This is a genomic window from Streptomyces phaeoluteigriseus (assembly GCF_001896135.2).
GTDB classification, from domain to species: Bacteria; Actinomycetota; Actinomycetes; order Streptomycetales; family Streptomycetaceae; genus Streptomyces; species Streptomyces phaeoluteigriseus.
Genome location: NZ_MPOH02000011.1, coordinates 1,084,617 through 1,101,310, shown reverse-complemented (window position 1 = coordinate 1,101,310; position 16,694 = coordinate 1,084,617). Strand labels below are relative to the sequence as shown.

Annotated in this window: 14 protein-coding genes, 1 tRNA gene and 3 pseudogenes; 10 read left to right on the top strand and 8 right to left on the bottom strand. The window is 71.0% G+C overall.

The window, feature by feature from the left end; all coding sequences use genetic code 11:
- Window positions 1–84: 84 nt before the first annotated feature.
- Complete coding sequence (locus BM536_RS16085; RefSeq protein ID WP_073492104.1) at window positions 85–846, top strand: phosphoglyceromutase; 762 nt, start codon at window positions 85–87, stop codon at window positions 844–846.
- Window positions 847–910: 64 nt separating this feature from the next.
- Here the strand turns inward: BM536_RS16085 and BM536_RS16080 are convergent, their stop codons facing one another.
- The 3 genes from BM536_RS16080 to phoU form a co-directional block, all read right to left on the bottom strand.
- Entirely contained in the window at window positions 911–1,159 is a 249-nt protein-coding gene (locus BM536_RS16080) for an SCO4226 family nickel-binding protein (RefSeq protein WP_073492105.1), read from the bottom strand.
- A gap of 209 nt (window positions 1,160–1,368) precedes the next feature.
- Window positions 1,369–1,521, bottom strand: a complete 153-nt coding sequence (locus tag BM536_RS41230) for a hypothetical protein (RefSeq protein WP_170109914.1) — start codon at window positions 1,519–1,521, stop codon at window positions 1,369–1,371.
- A 160-nt stretch (window positions 1,522–1,681) separates the two neighbouring features.
- Window positions 1,682–2,383, bottom strand: a complete 702-nt coding sequence (phoU, locus tag BM536_RS16075; RefSeq protein ID WP_073492106.1) for a phosphate signaling complex protein PhoU — start codon at window positions 2,381–2,383, stop codon at window positions 1,682–1,684.
- A gap of 224 nt (window positions 2,384–2,607) precedes the next feature.
- Between phoU and phoR the strand changes: the two are divergent.
- Both phoR and phoP read left to right on the top strand, forming a co-directional pair.
- A pseudogene (gene phoR / locus BM536_RS16070) lies at window positions 2,608–3,837 on the top strand (two-component system sensor histidine kinase PhoR); the annotation flags it as partial.
- Window positions 3,838–3,946: 109 nt separating this feature from the next.
- Window positions 3,947–4,617 (top strand): annotated as a pseudogene (phoP, locus tag BM536_RS16065) (two-component system response regulator PhoP).
- A 272-nt stretch (window positions 4,618–4,889) separates the two neighbouring features.
- On the opposite strand, the gene BM536_RS16060 reads toward phoP, so the two are convergent.
- Window positions 4,890–5,573 carry a copper chaperone PCu(A)C domain-containing protein gene (locus BM536_RS16060; protein WP_073492107.1) on the bottom strand — a complete coding sequence of 228 codons (684 nt, stop codon included), beginning with the start codon at window positions 5,571–5,573 and terminating at the stop codon, window positions 4,890–4,892.
- A gap of 717 nt (window positions 5,574–6,290) precedes the next feature.
- Here BM536_RS16060 and BM536_RS16050 point away from each other — a divergent pair.
- The 6 genes from BM536_RS16050 (at window position 6,291) to BM536_RS16025 (ending at window position 12,756) form a co-directional block, all read left to right on the top strand.
- Window positions 6,291–6,773, top strand: coding sequence for a CarD family transcriptional regulator (locus BM536_RS16050; protein ID WP_003953493.1), 483 nt, complete (start codon window positions 6,291–6,293; stop codon window positions 6,771–6,773).
- Window positions 6,774–7,100: 327 nt separating this feature from the next.
- A complete protein-coding gene (gene ispD / locus BM536_RS16045; RefSeq protein WP_073492109.1) occupies window positions 7,101–7,853 on the top strand; it encodes a 2-C-methyl-D-erythritol 4-phosphate cytidylyltransferase in 753 nt (250 codons plus the stop codon).
- A complete protein-coding gene (gene ispF / locus BM536_RS16040; protein ID WP_073492110.1) occupies window positions 7,843–8,349 on the top strand; it encodes a 2-C-methyl-D-erythritol 2,4-cyclodiphosphate synthase in 507 nt (168 codons plus the stop codon). The genes ispD and ispF overlap by 11 nt, the downstream gene beginning before the upstream one ends.
- Window positions 8,350–8,480: 131 nt before the next feature.
- On the top strand, window positions 8,481–9,881 hold the full coding sequence (gene cysS, locus BM536_RS16035) for a cysteine--tRNA ligase (RefSeq protein WP_073492136.1): 1,401 nt from the start codon (window positions 8,481–8,483) through the stop codon (window positions 9,879–9,881).
- Window positions 9,882–9,991: 110 nt separating this feature from the next.
- Window positions 9,992–10,933, top strand: coding sequence for a 23S rRNA (guanosine(2251)-2'-O)-methyltransferase RlmB (gene rlmB / locus BM536_RS16030; RefSeq protein WP_073492111.1), 942 nt, complete (start codon window positions 9,992–9,994; stop codon window positions 10,931–10,933).
- Window positions 10,934–11,082: 149 nt separating this feature from the next.
- Window positions 11,083–12,756, top strand: a complete 1,674-nt coding sequence (locus BM536_RS16025) for a DoxX family membrane protein (RefSeq protein WP_170109913.1) — start codon at window positions 11,083–11,085, stop codon at window positions 12,754–12,756.
- A 105-nt stretch (window positions 12,757–12,861) separates the two neighbouring features.
- On the opposite strand, the pseudogene BM536_RS16020 reads toward BM536_RS16025, so the two are convergent.
- From BM536_RS16020 to BM536_RS16010, 3 genes and pseudogenes are all read right to left on the bottom strand, one after another.
- Window positions 12,862–13,592, bottom strand: a pseudogene (locus BM536_RS16020) (nucleotidyltransferase family protein).
- 247 nt (window positions 13,593–13,839) lie between these two features.
- Entirely contained in the window at window positions 13,840–14,295 is a 456-nt protein-coding gene (locus tag BM536_RS16015) for a hypothetical protein (RefSeq protein WP_073492137.1), read from the bottom strand.
- A gap of 238 nt (window positions 14,296–14,533) precedes the next feature.
- Complete coding sequence (locus BM536_RS16010; protein ID WP_073492112.1) at window positions 14,534–15,622, bottom strand: ABC transporter ATP-binding protein; 1,089 nt, start codon at window positions 15,620–15,622, stop codon at window positions 14,534–14,536.
- A gap of 237 nt (window positions 15,623–15,859) precedes the next feature.
- On the opposite strand from BM536_RS16010, the gene BM536_RS16005 reads away from it, so the two are divergent.
- Window positions 15,860–15,934 (top strand) — tRNA-Thr (locus BM536_RS16005).
- A 108-nt stretch (window positions 15,935–16,042) separates the two neighbouring features.
- Here BM536_RS16005 and BM536_RS16000 read toward each other — a convergent pair.
- Window positions 16,043–16,303 carry a hypothetical protein gene (locus BM536_RS16000; RefSeq protein ID WP_073492113.1) on the bottom strand — a complete coding sequence of 87 codons (261 nt, stop codon included), beginning with the start codon at window positions 16,301–16,303 and terminating at the stop codon, window positions 16,043–16,045.
- Between the last annotated feature and the right edge of the window lie 391 nt (window positions 16,304–16,694).

The following is a 16,694-nucleotide window of genomic DNA, read 5'->3' as shown; positions in this document are numbered from 1 at the left end:
AACCGACCGCCGCAGGTCCGCTCCTCCGTCCGCTCCTCGGGCACCGGGCGCAGGCCCCCAAAACCTTGGATTACGCTCATAGCCATGGCCGACGCACCGTACAAGCTGATCCTCCTCCGCCACGGCGAGAGCGAGTGGAACGCTAAGAACCTGTTCACCGGCTGGGTGGACGTCAACCTCAACGAGAAGGGCGAGAAGGAGGCGGTCCGCGGCGGTGAGCTGCTCAAGGACGCCGGCCTGCTGCCCGACGTGGTCCACACGTCCCTCCAGAAGCGCGCCATCCGCACCGCGCAGCTGGCCCTCGAGGCCGCCGACCGCCTCTGGATCCCGGTCCACCGCTCCTGGCGTCTGAACGAGCGTCACTACGGCGCCCTCCAGGGCAAGGACAAGGCCCAGACGCTCGCCGAGTTCGGCGAGGAGCAGTTCATGCTCTGGCGCCGCTCGTACGACACCCCGCCGCCGCCGCTCGCCCGCGACGCGGAGTACTCGCAGTTCGACGACGCGCGTTACGCGACCCTGCCGCCCGAGCTGCGCCCCCGGACGGAGTGCCTCAAGGACGTCGTCGTCCGCATGCTGCCGTACTGGTTCGACGCCATCGTCCCCGACCTCCTCACCGGCCGCACGGTCCTGGTCGCCGCCCACGGCAACTCGCTCCGCGCCCTGGTCAAGCACCTCGACGGCATCTCCGACGCCGACATCGCGGGCCTGAACATCCCGACGGGCATCCCCCTCTCCTACGAACTGGACACCGACTTCAAGCCGCTCACCCCGGGCGGCACCTACCTCGACCCGGCCGCGGCAGCGGCGGCGATCGAGGCGGTCAAGAACCAGGGCAAGAAGAAGTAACCATCGTGATCATGCCCCCGGCCTGCGCAGACCGCGCGGGGCGGGGGCATTCGCGTCTCGTCGCTCATACCGACAGCGGTACCGGGTGGACCTCGTCCGCCTTGTGGCCCGCGCGTTCGTGGATGCGCTGGACCGCGTCCGCGGAGGGGGCCTCGGAGAGGCAGTAGACGGTGCCGGACTCCGGGTCCGCCCAGGCGCGTTCGAAGTGCACGCCTTCTTCCGACTCGATCGCGAGGTCGGCCTGGTGGGCCTGGTGGAGCTGGTCGGCGGTGATGCCCTTCATGCCGTGGTGGACGTCCATGAACATGGTCATGACCGCATCCCCTTTCTCATGCAGGCACGCCATGCGGGAGCCTGCCTGCGGTTGCGGTTGCGGTTGCGGTTGCGGTTGCGGTTGCGGTTGCGGTTGCGGTTGCTGTCTCCATGCTGCGCCCCTGTGCAGGGGTCCGCGCGGCAGGAGGACGCGCCATGAGAAGAGGGGCCCGACGCGTCTCCGCGTCGGGCCCCTCTCGGCGTAGCGTCTCAGCCGCACTGGCAGGGGTTGCCCGACTGGCAGCCGCAGCCGCAGCCCGAGCCGCAGCCGCACGCCGCGACCATGGGCAGGCTTCTGATCTCGGCGGGCTGCTCGGTCGGGCGTTCCTGGGTGGGGTCGGGCTTGCTGGGGGCTTCGGCCATGGGTTCCTCCTGGAGGCCTGGAGGCAGGAGCGCCTGTGCCCATTTCATGCCCGTTCGGGCGGGCGCATCAACGGCGCACGGAGGCTCCGACGCGCCCCCGGCCCGCCCCGGCGGGGACGGACCACGCCGGACCACGCCCCCGCCCGCCACCGGCGCCGGACTACGCCCCCTCAGCCCCCGTGACCGGCGGGATCTCCGACGGCAGGTCCTGCTGGAGGTTGTCCGCGTGTTCGCCCGTCACCAGGAACACGACGCGCTTGGCGACCGCCACCGCGTGGTCGGCGAAACGCTCGTAGTAGCGGCCGAGCAGGGTCACGTCCACGGCCGTCTCGATGCCGTGCTTCCAGCGGTCGTCGATCAGGTGCTGGAAGAGCGTGCGGTGCAGCAGGTCCATCTCGTCGTCGTCGGTCTCCAGCTGGAGCGCGAGGTCGACGTCCTTGGTGATGATCACCTCGGCCGCCTTGGCCATCAGGCGCTGCGCGAGCTGCCCCATCTCCAGGATGGTGGCGTGCAGGTCGTGCGGCACCGCCCGCTCGGGGAAGCGCAGCCGGGCCAGCTTCGCCACGTGCTGGGCGAGGTCGCCGGAGCGCTCCAGGTCGGCCGACATGCGCAGCGACGTGACGACGATGCGCAGGTCGGTCGCCACCGGCTGCTGGCGCGCGAGCAGCGCTATGGCCCGCGCCTCGAGGTCGTGCTGCAGTTCGTCGACCTTCTTGTCGGCCTCGATCACGCTTTCGGCCAGCTTCAGGTCGGCATCGAGCATGGCGGTCGTGGCGCGCCCGATCGCCGACCCCACCAGCCGGGCCATCTCCACCAGACCGTCGCCGATGGAGTCCAGTTCCTCGTGGTACGCGTCCCGCATCAGGGTTCCCTCTCCTACGTGGTTCTTCCGGGGTTCCGGGGGCCGGGCCCGGCCATGGAACCGGCGCTGCGAACCCCACGGTGCCACGGTCCGCCCCGTACGCGTCGGATTCCGTCCCCTCAAATGAACCACCCCTGGCTCCAAGGTGAACTCTGGGCGACGAGTGTTCGAGGTCCCACCTCGATGGCTGTGGCCAGGACGTATCGCATGCCTAACCTGGAGGCATGGACGTGAACGCGGCGGTCGCCGCAGCGGCAGCGATCGCCGGGGTGCTCACCGGCGTCATCGCCATGCTGGCGTTCCGTTGGAGCGAACGCGACCAGAACCGACCCACCAGGACCTCCTTGCACACCGATCCCGTGCTTCCGCCGGGCGTGGACACCGTTCTGTCCGTGCTCCGCTCCTCGGCCGTCGTCCTCGACGAGACCGACGCCGTAGTCAAGGCCAGCTCCGCCGCGTACGCCCTCGGGCTGGTCCGTGGCGGCAAGCTCGCCGTCGAACCGATGCTCCTGATGGCGCGGGACACCAGACGCGACGGAGAGATACGCCAGGTCGAGCTGGACCTGCCCCGGCGCGGCACCGGCCGGGGCGAAGCCCTGGCGGTGTCGGCCCGGGTGGCCCCGCTGGGCTCCCGGCTCGTCCTCCTGCTCGTCGAGGACCTCACCGAGGCCCGACGCATCGAGGCCGTCCGCCGCGACTTCGTCGCGAACGTCAGCCACGAGCTGAAGACCCCGGTCGGGGCCCTCTCCCTGCTGTCCGAAGCTGTCATGGACGCTTCCGAAGACCCCGAGGCGGTGGAGCGCTTCGCCGGCCGGATGCAGATCGAGGCGACCCGCCTGACCAACCTGGTCCAGGAACTCATCGACCTCTCCCGGGTGCAGAACGACGATCCGCTGGAGGACGCCGAACCGGTCCGCGTCGACGAACTCGTCGCCGAGGCCGTCGACCGCTGCCGGCACCAGGCCGGCGCCAAACAGATCACCATGGCCGCGAACGTGGGGGCACCCGAAGGGCTCGAGCAGACCGGAGGCGGGGGACGGCCGGACGGCACCGCCGACCTGCGGATCTGGGGCAATCGCGGTCAGCTGGCCGCGGCCCTCGGCAACCTGGTGGAGAACGCCGTCAACTACTCACCCGCCCGCACCCGCGTCGGCATCGCCGCCCGCAGGGTGACCGTGCACGGCGGGGAACTGATCGAGATCGCCGTGACCGACCAGGGCATCGGCATCTCGGACAAGGACAAGGAGCGTATCTTCGAGCGCTTCTACCGAGTCGACCCCGCCCGCTCCCGTGCCACCGGCGGCACGGGTCTCGGGCTGGCGATCGTCAAACACGTGGCCGCCTCGCACGGCGGGGAGGTCACGGTGTGGAGCGCAGAGGGACAGGGCTCCACGTTCACGCTGCGACTGCCGGAGGCGGGCGCCGCCCGTGACCGCGCCCAGCAGCACCCCGACCTCGACGACGACGTGGAGGGCGGTCCGCCGCCGGCACCCCCCATGCCTCACCCCCCGACTCAGCCGCGTACCAGACGCTTTCCGCCCCGGAGGTCCTTCCGTGACCCGAGTGCTCGTCGTCGAGGACGAGGAGTCCTTCTCCGACGCCCTGTCATACATGCTCCGCAAGGAGGGCTTCGAGGTCGCTGTCGCGACCACAGGTCCCGATGGACTCGACGAGTTCGAGCGCAACGGCGCCGACCTCGTGCTTCTCGACCTCATGCTGCCGGGCCTGCCCGGCACGGAGGTCTGCCGCCAGCTGCGCGGCCGCTCCAACGTCCCCGTGATCATGGTGACGGCCAAGGACAGCGAGATCGACAAGGTGGTCGGCCTCGAAATAGGAGCCGACGACTACGTCACCAAGCCGTTCTCCTCCCGCGAACTGGTGGCCCGCATCCGCGCGGTGCTCCGCCGCCGCGGCGAGCCCGAGGAGGTCGCCCCGGCGGCCCTGGAGGCCGGTCCGGTCCGCATGGACGTCGACCGTCACGTCGTCACCGTCTCCGGCTCCAAGGTCGACCTCCCCCTCAAGGAGTTCGACCTCCTGGAGATGCTGCTGCGCAACGCGGGCCGCGTCCTGACCCGCATGCAGCTCATCGACCGCGTCTGGGGCGCGACTACGTCGGCGACACCAAGACCCTCGACGTCCACGTCAAGCGCCTGCGCGCGAAGATCGAGCCCGACCCCGGTGCCCCCCGGTACCTGGTCACGGTGCGCGGTCTCGGCTACAAGTTCGAGCCGTAAGCCGACCCGGCGGGCCGGTGGGCGGGGCCCGGCGCGGCACTCCGCAGCCCGCGCGGCGGTGCGAGAGGTGCGTCGGGGACGGTGCTCGAGCCGGACGCCGGTGCTCCTCCGTCACCTGGTCACGGTGAGTGGTCCCGGTGACGAGTACGAGCCGTAAACCCTACGCCGCGAAGGGGCGGTGACGTACGAGGAAGGGGCGGCACCCCGCGCGGGGTGCGCCCCTTCCTCGTACGTGCGCACGTGCCTGCGTGGGAGGCAGTGGCGTACGGCGCTCAGTGGCCGGCCGTCTCCGACTGCGAGGCGCTCGCGGAGGCCGTGTCGCTCGGGGAAGCCTCCTCGGCACCCTCGCCCTCGGCACCCTCGCCCTCGCCATCCGGCGTCCCGGAGGCCGATTCGCCCGCGGACGGAGACTCGGAGCCGGACTCGGCCGGGGCGCTCGGGACGGCGCTGGGGCCCCACTCGGTGAAGTAGTGCTCGGCGGGCACGACGAAGGCGCGCAGGCTGACCTCGCCGGTCTCGCTGAAGGTGAAGGTGACCTTCTGCGCGTTGCCGTCCTGCACCGCCTCACCGCTGCTGGGGAGGGTGGCGGTGGCGTTGTTCTCACCGCCGATCACGACCGAGCCGCCGGGCGGGACGGTCAGCTTGCCGCCGCCCTTCGCGGGCTTGATCTCGGCGGTGCCGTCGACGCCGTCCACGGTGATGGAGTCCAGCGTCTGCGGCTCGCTGCCGTTGTTGAAGACGGTCGCGGCGATCGCGGCGGGGCCCGTGGACTCCGGGTCGGGCTGGGTGATGACGACGACGTTCTGGAGCTTGATGTCGCCGACGCTCGTAGCGGCGTTGTCGGGCTTGATCTCCAGCGACTGGGCATCGTTGCCGGCTCCGCACGCGGCGAGCGTGGCGATCGAAAACACGAGGGCGGACGCGGCGAGGGCGCCGCGTCGAAGGCTGCTGCTCACGGCGGCGGCAACTCCTTGGGAACGCAGGGGCAGCTCTCCTTGGATAAAGCCGCCCTAAGGGTCTGTCAGCGGCCTCAGGTTACCGAGCCGTTCCCGCGCCGCCGCACCCGACCCGCCTCTCGGGCGTTCCGGGCTCTCATCGGTCGCCGTGAGAGGTGACGCGGGACGTGTCTCGTCACACCGGTCACAACTGTCTCCGCAGTCCCTCGACGGCGTCCCGGCAGCCACAAGTGACCCGTGAGTCACATTGGCCCATGAGACACATTGGCTTCCGCCGGTCGCCGGGACACCGATCGCCGACACGTGGTCGTGCATTCACATAAGCGCCGCTCACCGGGCCCCGGGGATTTTCCGTGAAGGAATGCGCGGTCGCCGCGGGAATTGATCACCGCCTGTTCGGCCGGCCGTGTGATCAATTCCCGAAACGGCCAGGATCCGACTCCGGGCACCGAACGGAGTAGCGGAAGTCGCACACCTGGAAGCGGACATTTGGGGATGTTCGGGCACTTGGAGGGGCCTCCGAGCGTACGTGACGTGCGTGTTTCACCCCCCATGGAGAGCCGCTCCGACCTGCGAATACCTGGTTCCGTCGCCCGGTCGCAGCACGTTCCTGTTGCTGTTGTCAAGCCCCGAGATATGCCCTGACCTGCGAAAACGCCATTCAGAACCCGCAGTTTCCGTGTTACTCTGGATAGCCACGGAAGGGGTACCTGTCACATGACGTTCAAGGTTGGCGACACCGTGGTCTATCCCCATCACGGGGCCGCGCTGATCGAGGCTATCGAAACTCGCCAGATCAAAGGCGTGGACAAGACCTACTTGGTGCTGAAGGTCGCCCAGGGTGACCTGACGGTGCGTGTGCCAGCGGACAATGCGGAGTTCGTGGGCGTGCGTGATGTGGTCGGTCAGGACGGGCTGGACCGGGTCTTCGAGGTACTGCGCGCGCCGTATGCCGAGGAGCCCACGAACTGGTCGCGTCGTTACAAGGCAAATCTGGAGAAGCTCGCCTCCGGCGATGTCATCAAGGTCGCGGAAGTCGTGCGTGACCTGTGGCGTCGTGAGCGTGAGCGCGGACTCTCCGCCGGTGAGAAGCGCATGCTCGCCAAGGCCCGCCAGATTCTGGTGAGCGAACTCGCGCTCGCGGAGAACACGAACGAGGACAAGGCCGAGGCGCTCCTCGACGAGGTCCTCGCGTCCTGACGCCGAGACCCGCCGGCCTCAGCTCGCTCAGCGCAGTGAAAATGCCGCGGTGCCCGATGACGTATCCCCGTCGCCGGGCGCTGCGGCATGTTCATGCCCGGACGCCGACGCGTGTGCCCGCGCGCACCTGTACCGCGTATACCTATACGCAGGCCGGTGCGTGTTCACCTCGGGAGCAGCACCGAAGCGGAAACGGTCCCCGAAGCCCTCGCGTGCCGGGTCGTTGCTGCCTCCACCGGGTTCACGGAAGGGTCCGGTCAAGGCGTCGAGCCAGGCACGCTGTCTCCGTACCCACGTAGGCCGAGCACACAAACCTGACAGGAACCGATGTCTGACGATTCGCTTCCCGCCCCGCCCCCCGTCCGCGCGGCCGCGGTGATCCCGGCCGCCGGCCGGGGCGTACGCCTCGGTCCGGGCGCCCCCAAGGCGCTCCGCACGCTGGGCGGGACCCCCATGCTGATCCACGCGGTGCGCGCCCTCGCCGCCTCCCGCGCCGTCTCCCTCGTGGTCGTGGTGGCCCCGCCGGACGGCGCCGCCGAGGTCAAGTCGCTGCTCGACGCGCACGCGCTGCCCGACCGCACCGACTTCGTCGTCGTCCCCGGCGGTGAGACCCGCCAGGAGTCGGTGAAGCTCGGCCTGGACGCGCTGCCCCCCGGCCACGACATCGTCCTCGTGCACGACGCCGCCCGGCCGCTCGTGCCCGTCGACACCGTCGACGCCGTCATCGAGGCGGTCCGCGAGGGCGCCCCGGCGGTCGTACCGGCGCTGCCGCTCGCCGACACCGTCAAGGAGGTCGAACCGGCCGCGGTCCCCGGCGGGCCCGAACCGGTCGTGGCCACGCCCGAACGGGCGCGGCTGCGGGCCGTGCAGACGCCGCAGGGCTTCGACCGGGCCACGCTCGTGCGCGCGCACGAGACGGTCACCGACGAGGTCACCGACGACGCCGGCATGGTCGAGCGGCTCGGCCTGACCGTCGTGGTCGTCCCCGGTCACGAGGAGGCCTTCAAGGTCACCCGCCCGCTGGACCTGGTCCTCGCGGAGGCGGTCCTCGCCCGCAGGAGGCTCAACGATGGCTTCTGAGGCCACCGCGGTGCCCCCCGTGCTGCCCCAGGTCGGCATCGGCACCGACATCCACGCCTTCGAGGAGGGCCGCGAGCTGTGGTGCGCGGGCCTGAGGTGGGAGGGGGAGGGGCCGGGCCTGGCCGGTCACTCCGACGCGGACGTCGTCGCGCACGCCGCGTGCAACGCGCTGTTCTCCGCCGCCGGGCTCGGTGACCTCGGGCAGCACTTCGGCACCGGCCGCCCCGAGTGGTCCGGTGCCTCGGGCGTGACCCTGCTGACGGAGGCGGCCCGGATCGTCCGCGCGGCCGGCTTCGTCGTCGGCAACATCGCCGTCCAGGTCGTCGGCCCCCGCCCCAAGATCGGCAAGCGCCGCGACGAGGCGCAGAAGATCCTCTCCGAGGCGGCGGGAGCCCCGGTGTCGGTGTCGGGCGCCACGACGGACGGGCTGGGATTCCCCGGCCGGGACGAGGGCCTGATGGCCGTGGCGACGGCGCTGGTGGTGCGACAGGGCTGAGGGCGTGACCGCGGGGGAGCGAATTCCGGTCGCGGGGGCGTGAACCGCGGGTCCCCACCGGCACCCGGACCCCGTGCGGCCAAACCGGTGGAAGGTGCCGGGCACTCGCCCACGCCCACTACCCTGGAGTGGTGACTATTCGCCTGTACGACACCAGCGCCCGGCAGATTCGTGACTTCGCCCCGCTCACGCCGGGTTGTGTCTCGATCTACCTGTGTGGTGCCACCGTGCAGGCGGCCCCGCACATCGGGCACATCCGGTCCGGCCTGAACTTCGACATCATGCGCCGCTGGTTCGCCCACCGCGGCTACGACGTCACGTTCATCCGCAACGTCACCGACATCGACGACAAGATCATCGCCAAGTCGCGTGACCAGGGCCGCCCCTGGTGGTCCATCGGGTACGAGAACGAGCGCGCCTTCGAGGACGGCTACCGCGCCCTCGGCTGCCTCCCGCCGACGTACGAGCCGAGGGCCACCGGGCACGTCCCGGAGATGATCGAGATGATGCGCGGGCTCATCGAGCGCGGCCACGCCTACGAGGCCGACGGCAGCGTCTACTTCGACGTGCGTTCCTTCCCCGGCTATCTGGCGCTGTCCAACCAGGACATCGACGACCTGCGCCAGCCGACCGAGGAGGGCATCACCGGCAAGCGCGACCCGCGTGACTTCGCGATGTGGAAGGCCACCAAGCCGGGCGAGCCCGACTGGGAGACGCCGTGGGGCCGCGGCCGTCCCGGCTGGCACCTGGAGTGCTCGGCGATGGCCCACAAGTACCTGGGCCCCGCCTTCGACATCCACGGCGGCGGCCTGGACCTGATCTTCCCCCACCACGAGAACGAGATCGCCCAGGCGAAGGCCTACGGCGACGAGTTCGCGCGGTACTGGGTGCACAACGCCTGGGTCACGATGAGCGGCGAGAAGATGTCCAAGTCGCTCGGGAACAGCGTGCTGGTCTCCGAGATGGTCAAGCAGTGGCGCCCGATCGTGCTGCGCTACTACCTGGGCACCCCGCACTACCGCTCGATGATCGAGTACAGCGAGGAGGCCCTGCGCGAGGCCGAGTCGGCGTTCGCGCGGATCGAGGGCTTCGTGCAGCGCGTCGTCGAGAAGGCCGGCGGAGCCGTCGAGCCCGCCGCCGAGGTGCCGCCCGCCTTCGCCGAGGCGATGGACGACGACCTGGGCGTCCCCCAGGCGCTGGCCATCGTGCACACCACCGTCCGGCAGGGCAACTCCGCCCTCGCCGCCGACGACAAGGAAGCCGCGGTGGCCCGCCTCGCCGAGGTGCGCGCCATGCTCGGCGTCCTCGGCCTGGACCCCCTCGACCCGCACTGGGCCGGGGAGAACGACCGGGGCGAGGATCTGCACGGCGTCGTCGACACCCTCGTCCGCATGGTCCTCGACCAGCGGGAGGCGGCCCGCGGTCGCAAGGACTGGGCCACCGCGGACGCCATCCGCGACCAGCTCAACCAGTCGGGGCTGACCATCGAGGACGGCCCCCAGGGGCCGCGCTGGACGCTCGGCCCACGCTGAGCGCCCTCCTGATCGATTCTTGATGCATTCTTGATCGATTGTGCGCCCGGGTGTCCGGGCGGCACACTGCATTACGTACGCACACACGCTTCACGACAGACGGGTAGGTCATGGCAGCCAACAACCGCCGCATGTCCGGCAAGAAGGGCGCGCAGGTCGGCAGTGGCGGCCAGCGGCGCCGGGGCCTGGAGGGCAAGGGTCCGACCCCGCCCGCCGAGATGCGCAAGGGGCACAAGAAGAACCGCCTCGCCACCTCGAAGGCCAAGCAGACCGCGCGCCGTCCGGCGCCGCGCGGCCGGGCCGGCAGGTCGCCGTCCGAGCTGGTCGTCGGCCGTAACCCGGTCGTCGAGGCGCTGCGCGGCGGCGTGCCCGCCTCCACCCTGTACGTCCAGCAGTTCATCGACAACGACGAGCGGGTGCGCGAGGCGCTCCAGCTCGCGGCCGAGCGCGGCGGCATCAACCTCATGGAGGCCCCGCGCCCCGAGCTGGACCGCATGACCAACGGCCTCAACCACCAGGGCCTGGTCCTCCAGGTCCCGCCGTACGAGTACGCGCACCCCGAGGACCTGGCGAACGCCGCCTACGACGCCGGTGAGGACCCGCTGATCGTCGCCCTCGACGGCGTGACCGACCCGCGCAACCTCGGTGCCGTCGTCCGCTCGGTCTCCGCCTTCGGCGGCCACGGCGTCGTCGTCCCCGAGCGTCGCGCGGCCGGCATGACCGCCGGTGCCTGGAAGACGTCCGCCGGTGCGGCCGCCCGTACTCCGGTGGCCCGCGCCACGAACCTCACCCGCGCCCTGGAGGCGTACAAGAAGGCCGGTATGACGATCGTCGGTCTGGCCGCCGACGGCGAGGCCGAGGTCGGTGACCTGGCGGCCCTGAGCGGTCCGGTCGTCATCGTCGTGGGCAGCGAGGGCAAGGGCCTGTCCCGTCTGGTCGGCGAGACCTGTGACCACCGGGTACGGATCTCCATGCCGGGCGGCGCGGAGTCGCTCAACGCCGGTGTGGCGGCGGGGATCGTCCTGTACGAGGCGGCCCGCCACCGGGCCTGAGGCCGCGCGGAGCTGACGGACAGGCGGGTCGAACGCCCGTCCGTCAGCTCACCCGTACGGGGGATATCCGGCGCGTCGGACAACCTTGACGCTGTCCGGACAGATCCGGCGGGTCAAGGCAGTGTCCAAAACACACATCACTCGGTTAGATGAGTGTGGACACCAGAACACCCCGCACACCCACGGGGGACCTCTCGTCGGGCTTCGACGACGCTCCCGCGCTGAGCATGGTGAAGGTGCCGAGCGACCCGGCGCAGATCATCGTCAATCACGCGAGTTTCCGCGTGCAGTTGGGGGCGTCGGCACGGCGCAGTCAATCCCCGCGGGTCGCCCGGCACGCGAGCGCAGCCGAGGACACCGCGCGCATCCCCGTCGCCGGGACCGATGCCGCCCGTCGTCGGCCGGTCGTGTGGAGCGGCCGGTCCGCGCCGGACGACACCGGGGCCCACCGGCTGCTCCAGGCCGTACGGGCAGGCAGCGTCGGCCACGGCGAACCGCCCGCCGTCGACGCCGGAGCCACCCAGGTCATCCCCCGTGTCGGGATCGACGACGGCTACGGCGGCGACCTCACCGTGCAGACCCTGGAAACCCCGCTCGTCGGCGCCCAGCGCACTCACGGCGACGGCGCGCAGCGGATCCTGCCGCAGATGCGCACCGTCGGCAGCGCCTACGACGAGCCCGGTTACGACCAGCCCGGCTACGGCGAGCCCGGTCACGGCCGACCGGACTACGACGACGGCAGGCTCGAGGAGTTCGCGGAGGCCGCCGCCACGGCGGACGCCGGCTCGCGCGGCAGACGGCACGCCGGTGACCCGGCCCGGCACGCCTACTACCCCGGCCGCCGGATGAACCTCGGCGTCGTGCTGCTCCCGCTGCGGATCCTCCTCGGTTTCATCTCCATCTACGCCGGCATGGGCAAGCTGTGCGACCCCGTCTACTTCGACGGCGGCAAGCGCGGCTCCATGGTGAAGTGGCTCAACACCCTGCACCCGTGGGAAGTCGCCGAGCCGCTGCACCAGTTCGCCCTGCACCACCCCGTCGGCTCCGGCCTCGTCATCGCCTTCCTCCAGGTCGTCGTGGGCGTCCTCACGGTCCTGGGCTGCTGGCAGCGGATCGCCGCCGGCTTCGGCGCCATGCTCTCCGCCGCGCTCATCCTCACCGTCAGCTGGAAGACCGTCCCCGTCTACGAGACGCCCGACATCATCTACCTCGCCGCCTGGTCGCCGCTGATCATCGCCGGCGCCCCCGTCTACTCCGTCGACGGCCGCCTCGCGGCCGGTGCCTGGCGGCGGCTCGGCCCCCGGTCCGACCTGTGGGAGCTGCGCCGTTACGTGCTGCGCCGCGGCACCCTCGTCACCGCGATCGTCGTCGGGCTCACCCTGCTCACCGGCTCGCTCCTCGGCGGTGCCGTCCGCGACTCCGACCGCGTCGTCGTGCCGGGTCCGGGTGAGGCGCCGCGCAACGAACTGCCCGGCTCCCCGCTCCCCGAGGAGTCCGACGGGCGCCGGCCGAGCAGGACGCCGTCCGCGTCCACCTCGCCGACCCGGGGCAGCACGTCCGAGGCCCCGACCCGGGACGAGGAGTCGGCTCCGGGCGCCACCCGGGACACCGAGACCGCCACGAGCGGCCCCAGCCAGACCCAGGGCACCGGCGGCGAGGCCCCGCCGGAGCAGTCCAGCCCGGTCGAGGAGGCCCCCAGCACCAGCTCGGGACCCACCTCCGGCGGCACCGGCGGCTCCGGCGGCTCCGGCTCCACCGGCGGCTCGGACGGCGGCTCCCCGTCGGCCGACCGCCCGGGCCTGGTCGGCGGCCTGCTGGGCTGAACCACTCCGCCCGTACGACGACGGGGCCCCGCTCGCTTGTGGAAGCGAGCGGGGCCCGTCGTCGTGGAGGTCTGTGTGGTGTCGTCCTGGAGGCCTGTCGGTGCGTCAGCGGCCCAGTGCCGCCAGCTCCTTGGCCGCCTCCGTGAGGTCCTTCGCGGTGTCGATCGCGCGCCAGTACGCGCCCTGCGGGATCGGGAACCCCGCCAGCCGCCGCTCGCGGGCCAGATGAGGGAACGTGGTCCGCTCGTGGTCCCCGCGCTCGGGCAGCCGCCCGGCGAACTCCGGGGAGAACACGTAGACGCCGGCGTTGATCTCGTACGTCGTGGGCGGGGCCTCGATGAAGTCGGTGATGTGGCCGAAGCCGTCCGTCTGCACGGCGCCCCACGGGATGCGCGGCCTGGCCAGCGCGAGGGTGGCGACGGCGTCCCGCTCGGTGTGGAAGTCCGCCATGTCGCGCAGCGAGAAGCGGGTCCAGATGTCGCCGTTGGTGGCGTACCAGGCCGCTCCGGGTGGGGGAGGTGGGCGGCCGCGTACCGCAGGCCGCCACCGCGGCCGAGGGGTTCGGTCTCGACGACCGTGGTGACCTTCAGGGGGAGGTCGGCGGAGCTGAGCCAGTTCTGCAGGACGTCGGCGAGGTGGCCGCAGGAGACCACGACGTCGGTCACGCCCTCCTCGGCGAGCCAGCCCAGCTGGTGGCCGATGATCGGCGTCCCCGTCCCGGGGATCTCGACCATCGGCTTGGGCCGGTCGTCGGTGTAGGGACGCAGCCGGGACCCTTGGCCACCGGCCAGGATGACGGCTTGCGTGGGTCGGGACGCGGCGCGCGGATCGGTCATGCCCGAACTGTACGCGGCGGCCCGTTCCCGTCGAGAGGGTCCCCTGGGGGCCTTCAACGCCCTAAGGCCTGTCGTTTGGATCACGTCGCAGACGCGGGGTCCGGCACGCGCATCCGCCGCGTTGTCGTCGGTTGCCGACGCTCCGCGTCGACGCCCTCCTCCGCCTTGCGGCCGCACGCACCGGACCCCGCTCACCGGCACTGAACAGCGCCGTCGATTTCCTGCGACCTGATCCGAACGACAGGCCCTAGCTGTGCGCCGCCAGGACGCCCGAGGCGAAGGACGTGTCGCACACCGGGCGGGCGTACGACTGGGCGCGTGAGGGGCCGTAGATGCGGACGGCGGCGCGGCCCAGGGCGCGGGCGATGGAGGTGCAGTGCTCGGCCAGGGACGGCCTTCCGTTCACGGCGGCCTGGAGATGGGTCAGGGCGGTCCCCGGGTCCTTCTCCTGGAGTTCGGTCAGCAGCTGGTCGCGCAGGACGTCCTGCGGGGCCTTCGCGGTGCCGTCCGCGGTGCGGTGGGCGGTGGAGACGTCGGAGGCGGTGAGCACCGAATCCGATGGGTTCCCCGACCAGTTGACCCGGGTGACCGCGAGGGTTCCCGAGAGCACCATGACGACGGGCAGGACGAGGGCGAGCGAGCGGCCGATCCGTCGGGCGGGGCCCTGGCCGCGTCGCGACGGTGGAGTGGCGGAGTGCTTCACGGAGTGCTTCACGCGTGTGAGGGTAGCGCGGGGTAATGATTTGGCGACATTCAGTCACCCGGTCGGGGGATGAAGGAGTGCGTCTTTTTGGGTAGGGCGTTGACGTTCACGCTCGAAACGCCCGTTGTGCCGGGGTTTTCGGTCTCCCGGAGGAACAGACGCGAGAAGGGCCCCGCGGTGGCTGCCGCGGGGCCCTTCTTCGTCGGACGGGCCGGTCGGGGAGGCCGGTCGGCAGACGTCAGTCGGAGAGGCGCGCGCCCGTGGAGGTCGAGAACACGTGGGTCTCGCCGGCGCGCGGCACGACGTGCAGCGTGCTGCCCTTCTCCGGGACGTTGCGGCCGCCGACGCGGACGACGAGGTCCTTGCTCTCGGAGCCGACCGTGGCGGTGCCGTACACGAAGGCGTCGGAGCCCAGTTCCTCGACCACGTTCACGACGACCGCGAGGCCCTGCTCGGTGTCGGGGCCGGCCACGTCGAAGTGCTCGGGGCGGACGCCGACGGTGACCGTCTTGTCGGTGGCGGCGGAGAGCGCGTCACGCTGGACCGGCACGACCGACTTGCCGAACTTCACGCCGCCGTCGGTGATCGGGACCTCGACGAGGTTCATCGCGGGGGAGCCGATGAAGCCGGCCACGAAGAGGTTCGCCGGGCGGTCGTACATGTTGCGCGGGGTGTCGACCTGCTGGAGCAGACCGTCCTTGAGGACGGCCACCCGGTCGCCCATGGTCAGGGCCTCGACCTGGTCGTGGGTGACGTACACGGTGGTGATGCCGAGGCGGCGCTGGAGCGAGGCGATCTGCGTACGTGTCGACACACGGAGCTTGGCGTCCAGGTTGGACAGCGGCTCGTCCATGAGGAAGACCTGCGGCTCACGCACGATGGCGCGGCCCATCGCGACACGCTGGCGCTGACCGCCGGAGAGCGCCTTCGGCTTGCGGTCGAGGTACTCGCTGAGGTCGAGGATCTTCGCGGCCTCCTCGACCTTCTGCCGGATCTCCGCCTTGTTGACGCCGGCGATCTTGAGCGCGAAGCCCATGTTGTCGGCGACGGTCATGTGCGGGTAGAGCGCGTAGTTCTGGAACACCATGGCGATGTCCCGGTCCTTCGGCGGCAGGTGCGTGACGTCGCGGTCACCGATGCGGATGGCACCGCCGTTCACGTCCTCGAGCCCCGCGAGCATGCGGAGCGAGGTGGACTTGCCGCAGCCCGACGGGCCGACCAGGACGAGGAACTCGCCGTCCTCGATGTCGATCTCGAGTGCGTCGACGGCGGGCTTGGTGGAACCCGGGTAGATCCGGGTCGCCTTGTCGAACGTGACAGTGGCCATGGTGATGGGCCCCCTTCTACCGGCAGGAACGTGCCGGACGATCCGTTGTAGGAAGGTGGTGAGCCGTCCCGGACAGGGCCCGGGAAGGTGTAGTCCACATGAGTGAACCGGATCTGGACGGTACCTGGCGTTCGCCTGATCTGTCAGTACCCGGAGGCATGTGAACTTCGCGGAAACTCTCGACAGGGGCCCCCGGCGACCTGGGTACACTGCTCGGGCGCGTCCGCGGACGCGCACGCCTCCTTAGCTCAGTGGTAGAGCACCGCTCTTGTAAAGCGAAGGTCGTCGGTTCGAATCCGACAGGGGGCTCCACGCCCGGCCAGGGACAACGCCCCCACGATCTTGGATCGCGGGGGCGTCGACGGCAGTTCTCGACGGCAGTTCTCGACGGCAGTCGCCTCTCGGTGCCGGGGGCAGGGGTCACCCCGTCGGCTTGACGACGTGCCCCAGCGCGATGAATCCGACACTGAGTGCCAACAGCGACGGGGACTCCAGATTCGCGCTCAGCGGCACGAGCAGGGCCCCGGCCCCCCACAATCTGGGCTGTCGCACCAGTCGGGGCAGCCGTCGGCCGGGCATACGGCCGAGCAGCAGAGCGTGTATTCCCAGGACGGTCCAGGTGATGGCCGCGACTATCAGCGCCAGCCCCAGGACTCCGAACCCGACCAGCCCCGTCCCCATCTCGGTCCCCCTCGGGTGAGCGTGCCTTCGACCCGCCGTCAGTCTCTCAGGCACGTCGGCTGGCGTCGTTTGAGCAGGCGGTCCATGTGGGCCATGGCTTCCCGCCGGTCGTCTGGCTCACGTGCGTGTACACGTTCTCTCGTGCCTGTCCATGCCGGCCGCCGCGCGACGGTCCGCCTGCCGTGGACGCTGCCGACGGAGCGGGGACCATACACATCAGCCGAACGGGTCTCGTCCAGCGACCAGGGTGTGGTGCCCACGGCTCGATTCGGGGCGCCGGAACCGGCCGGACGGCGTTACGGCTGATCAGTTCGTCACGGCAGGCGGTCGTGCCGGCCGCAACCGCCGGAGCCGAGGAGGCTTCGTCGTTGTCGTGGGCTGCGCTGATCAG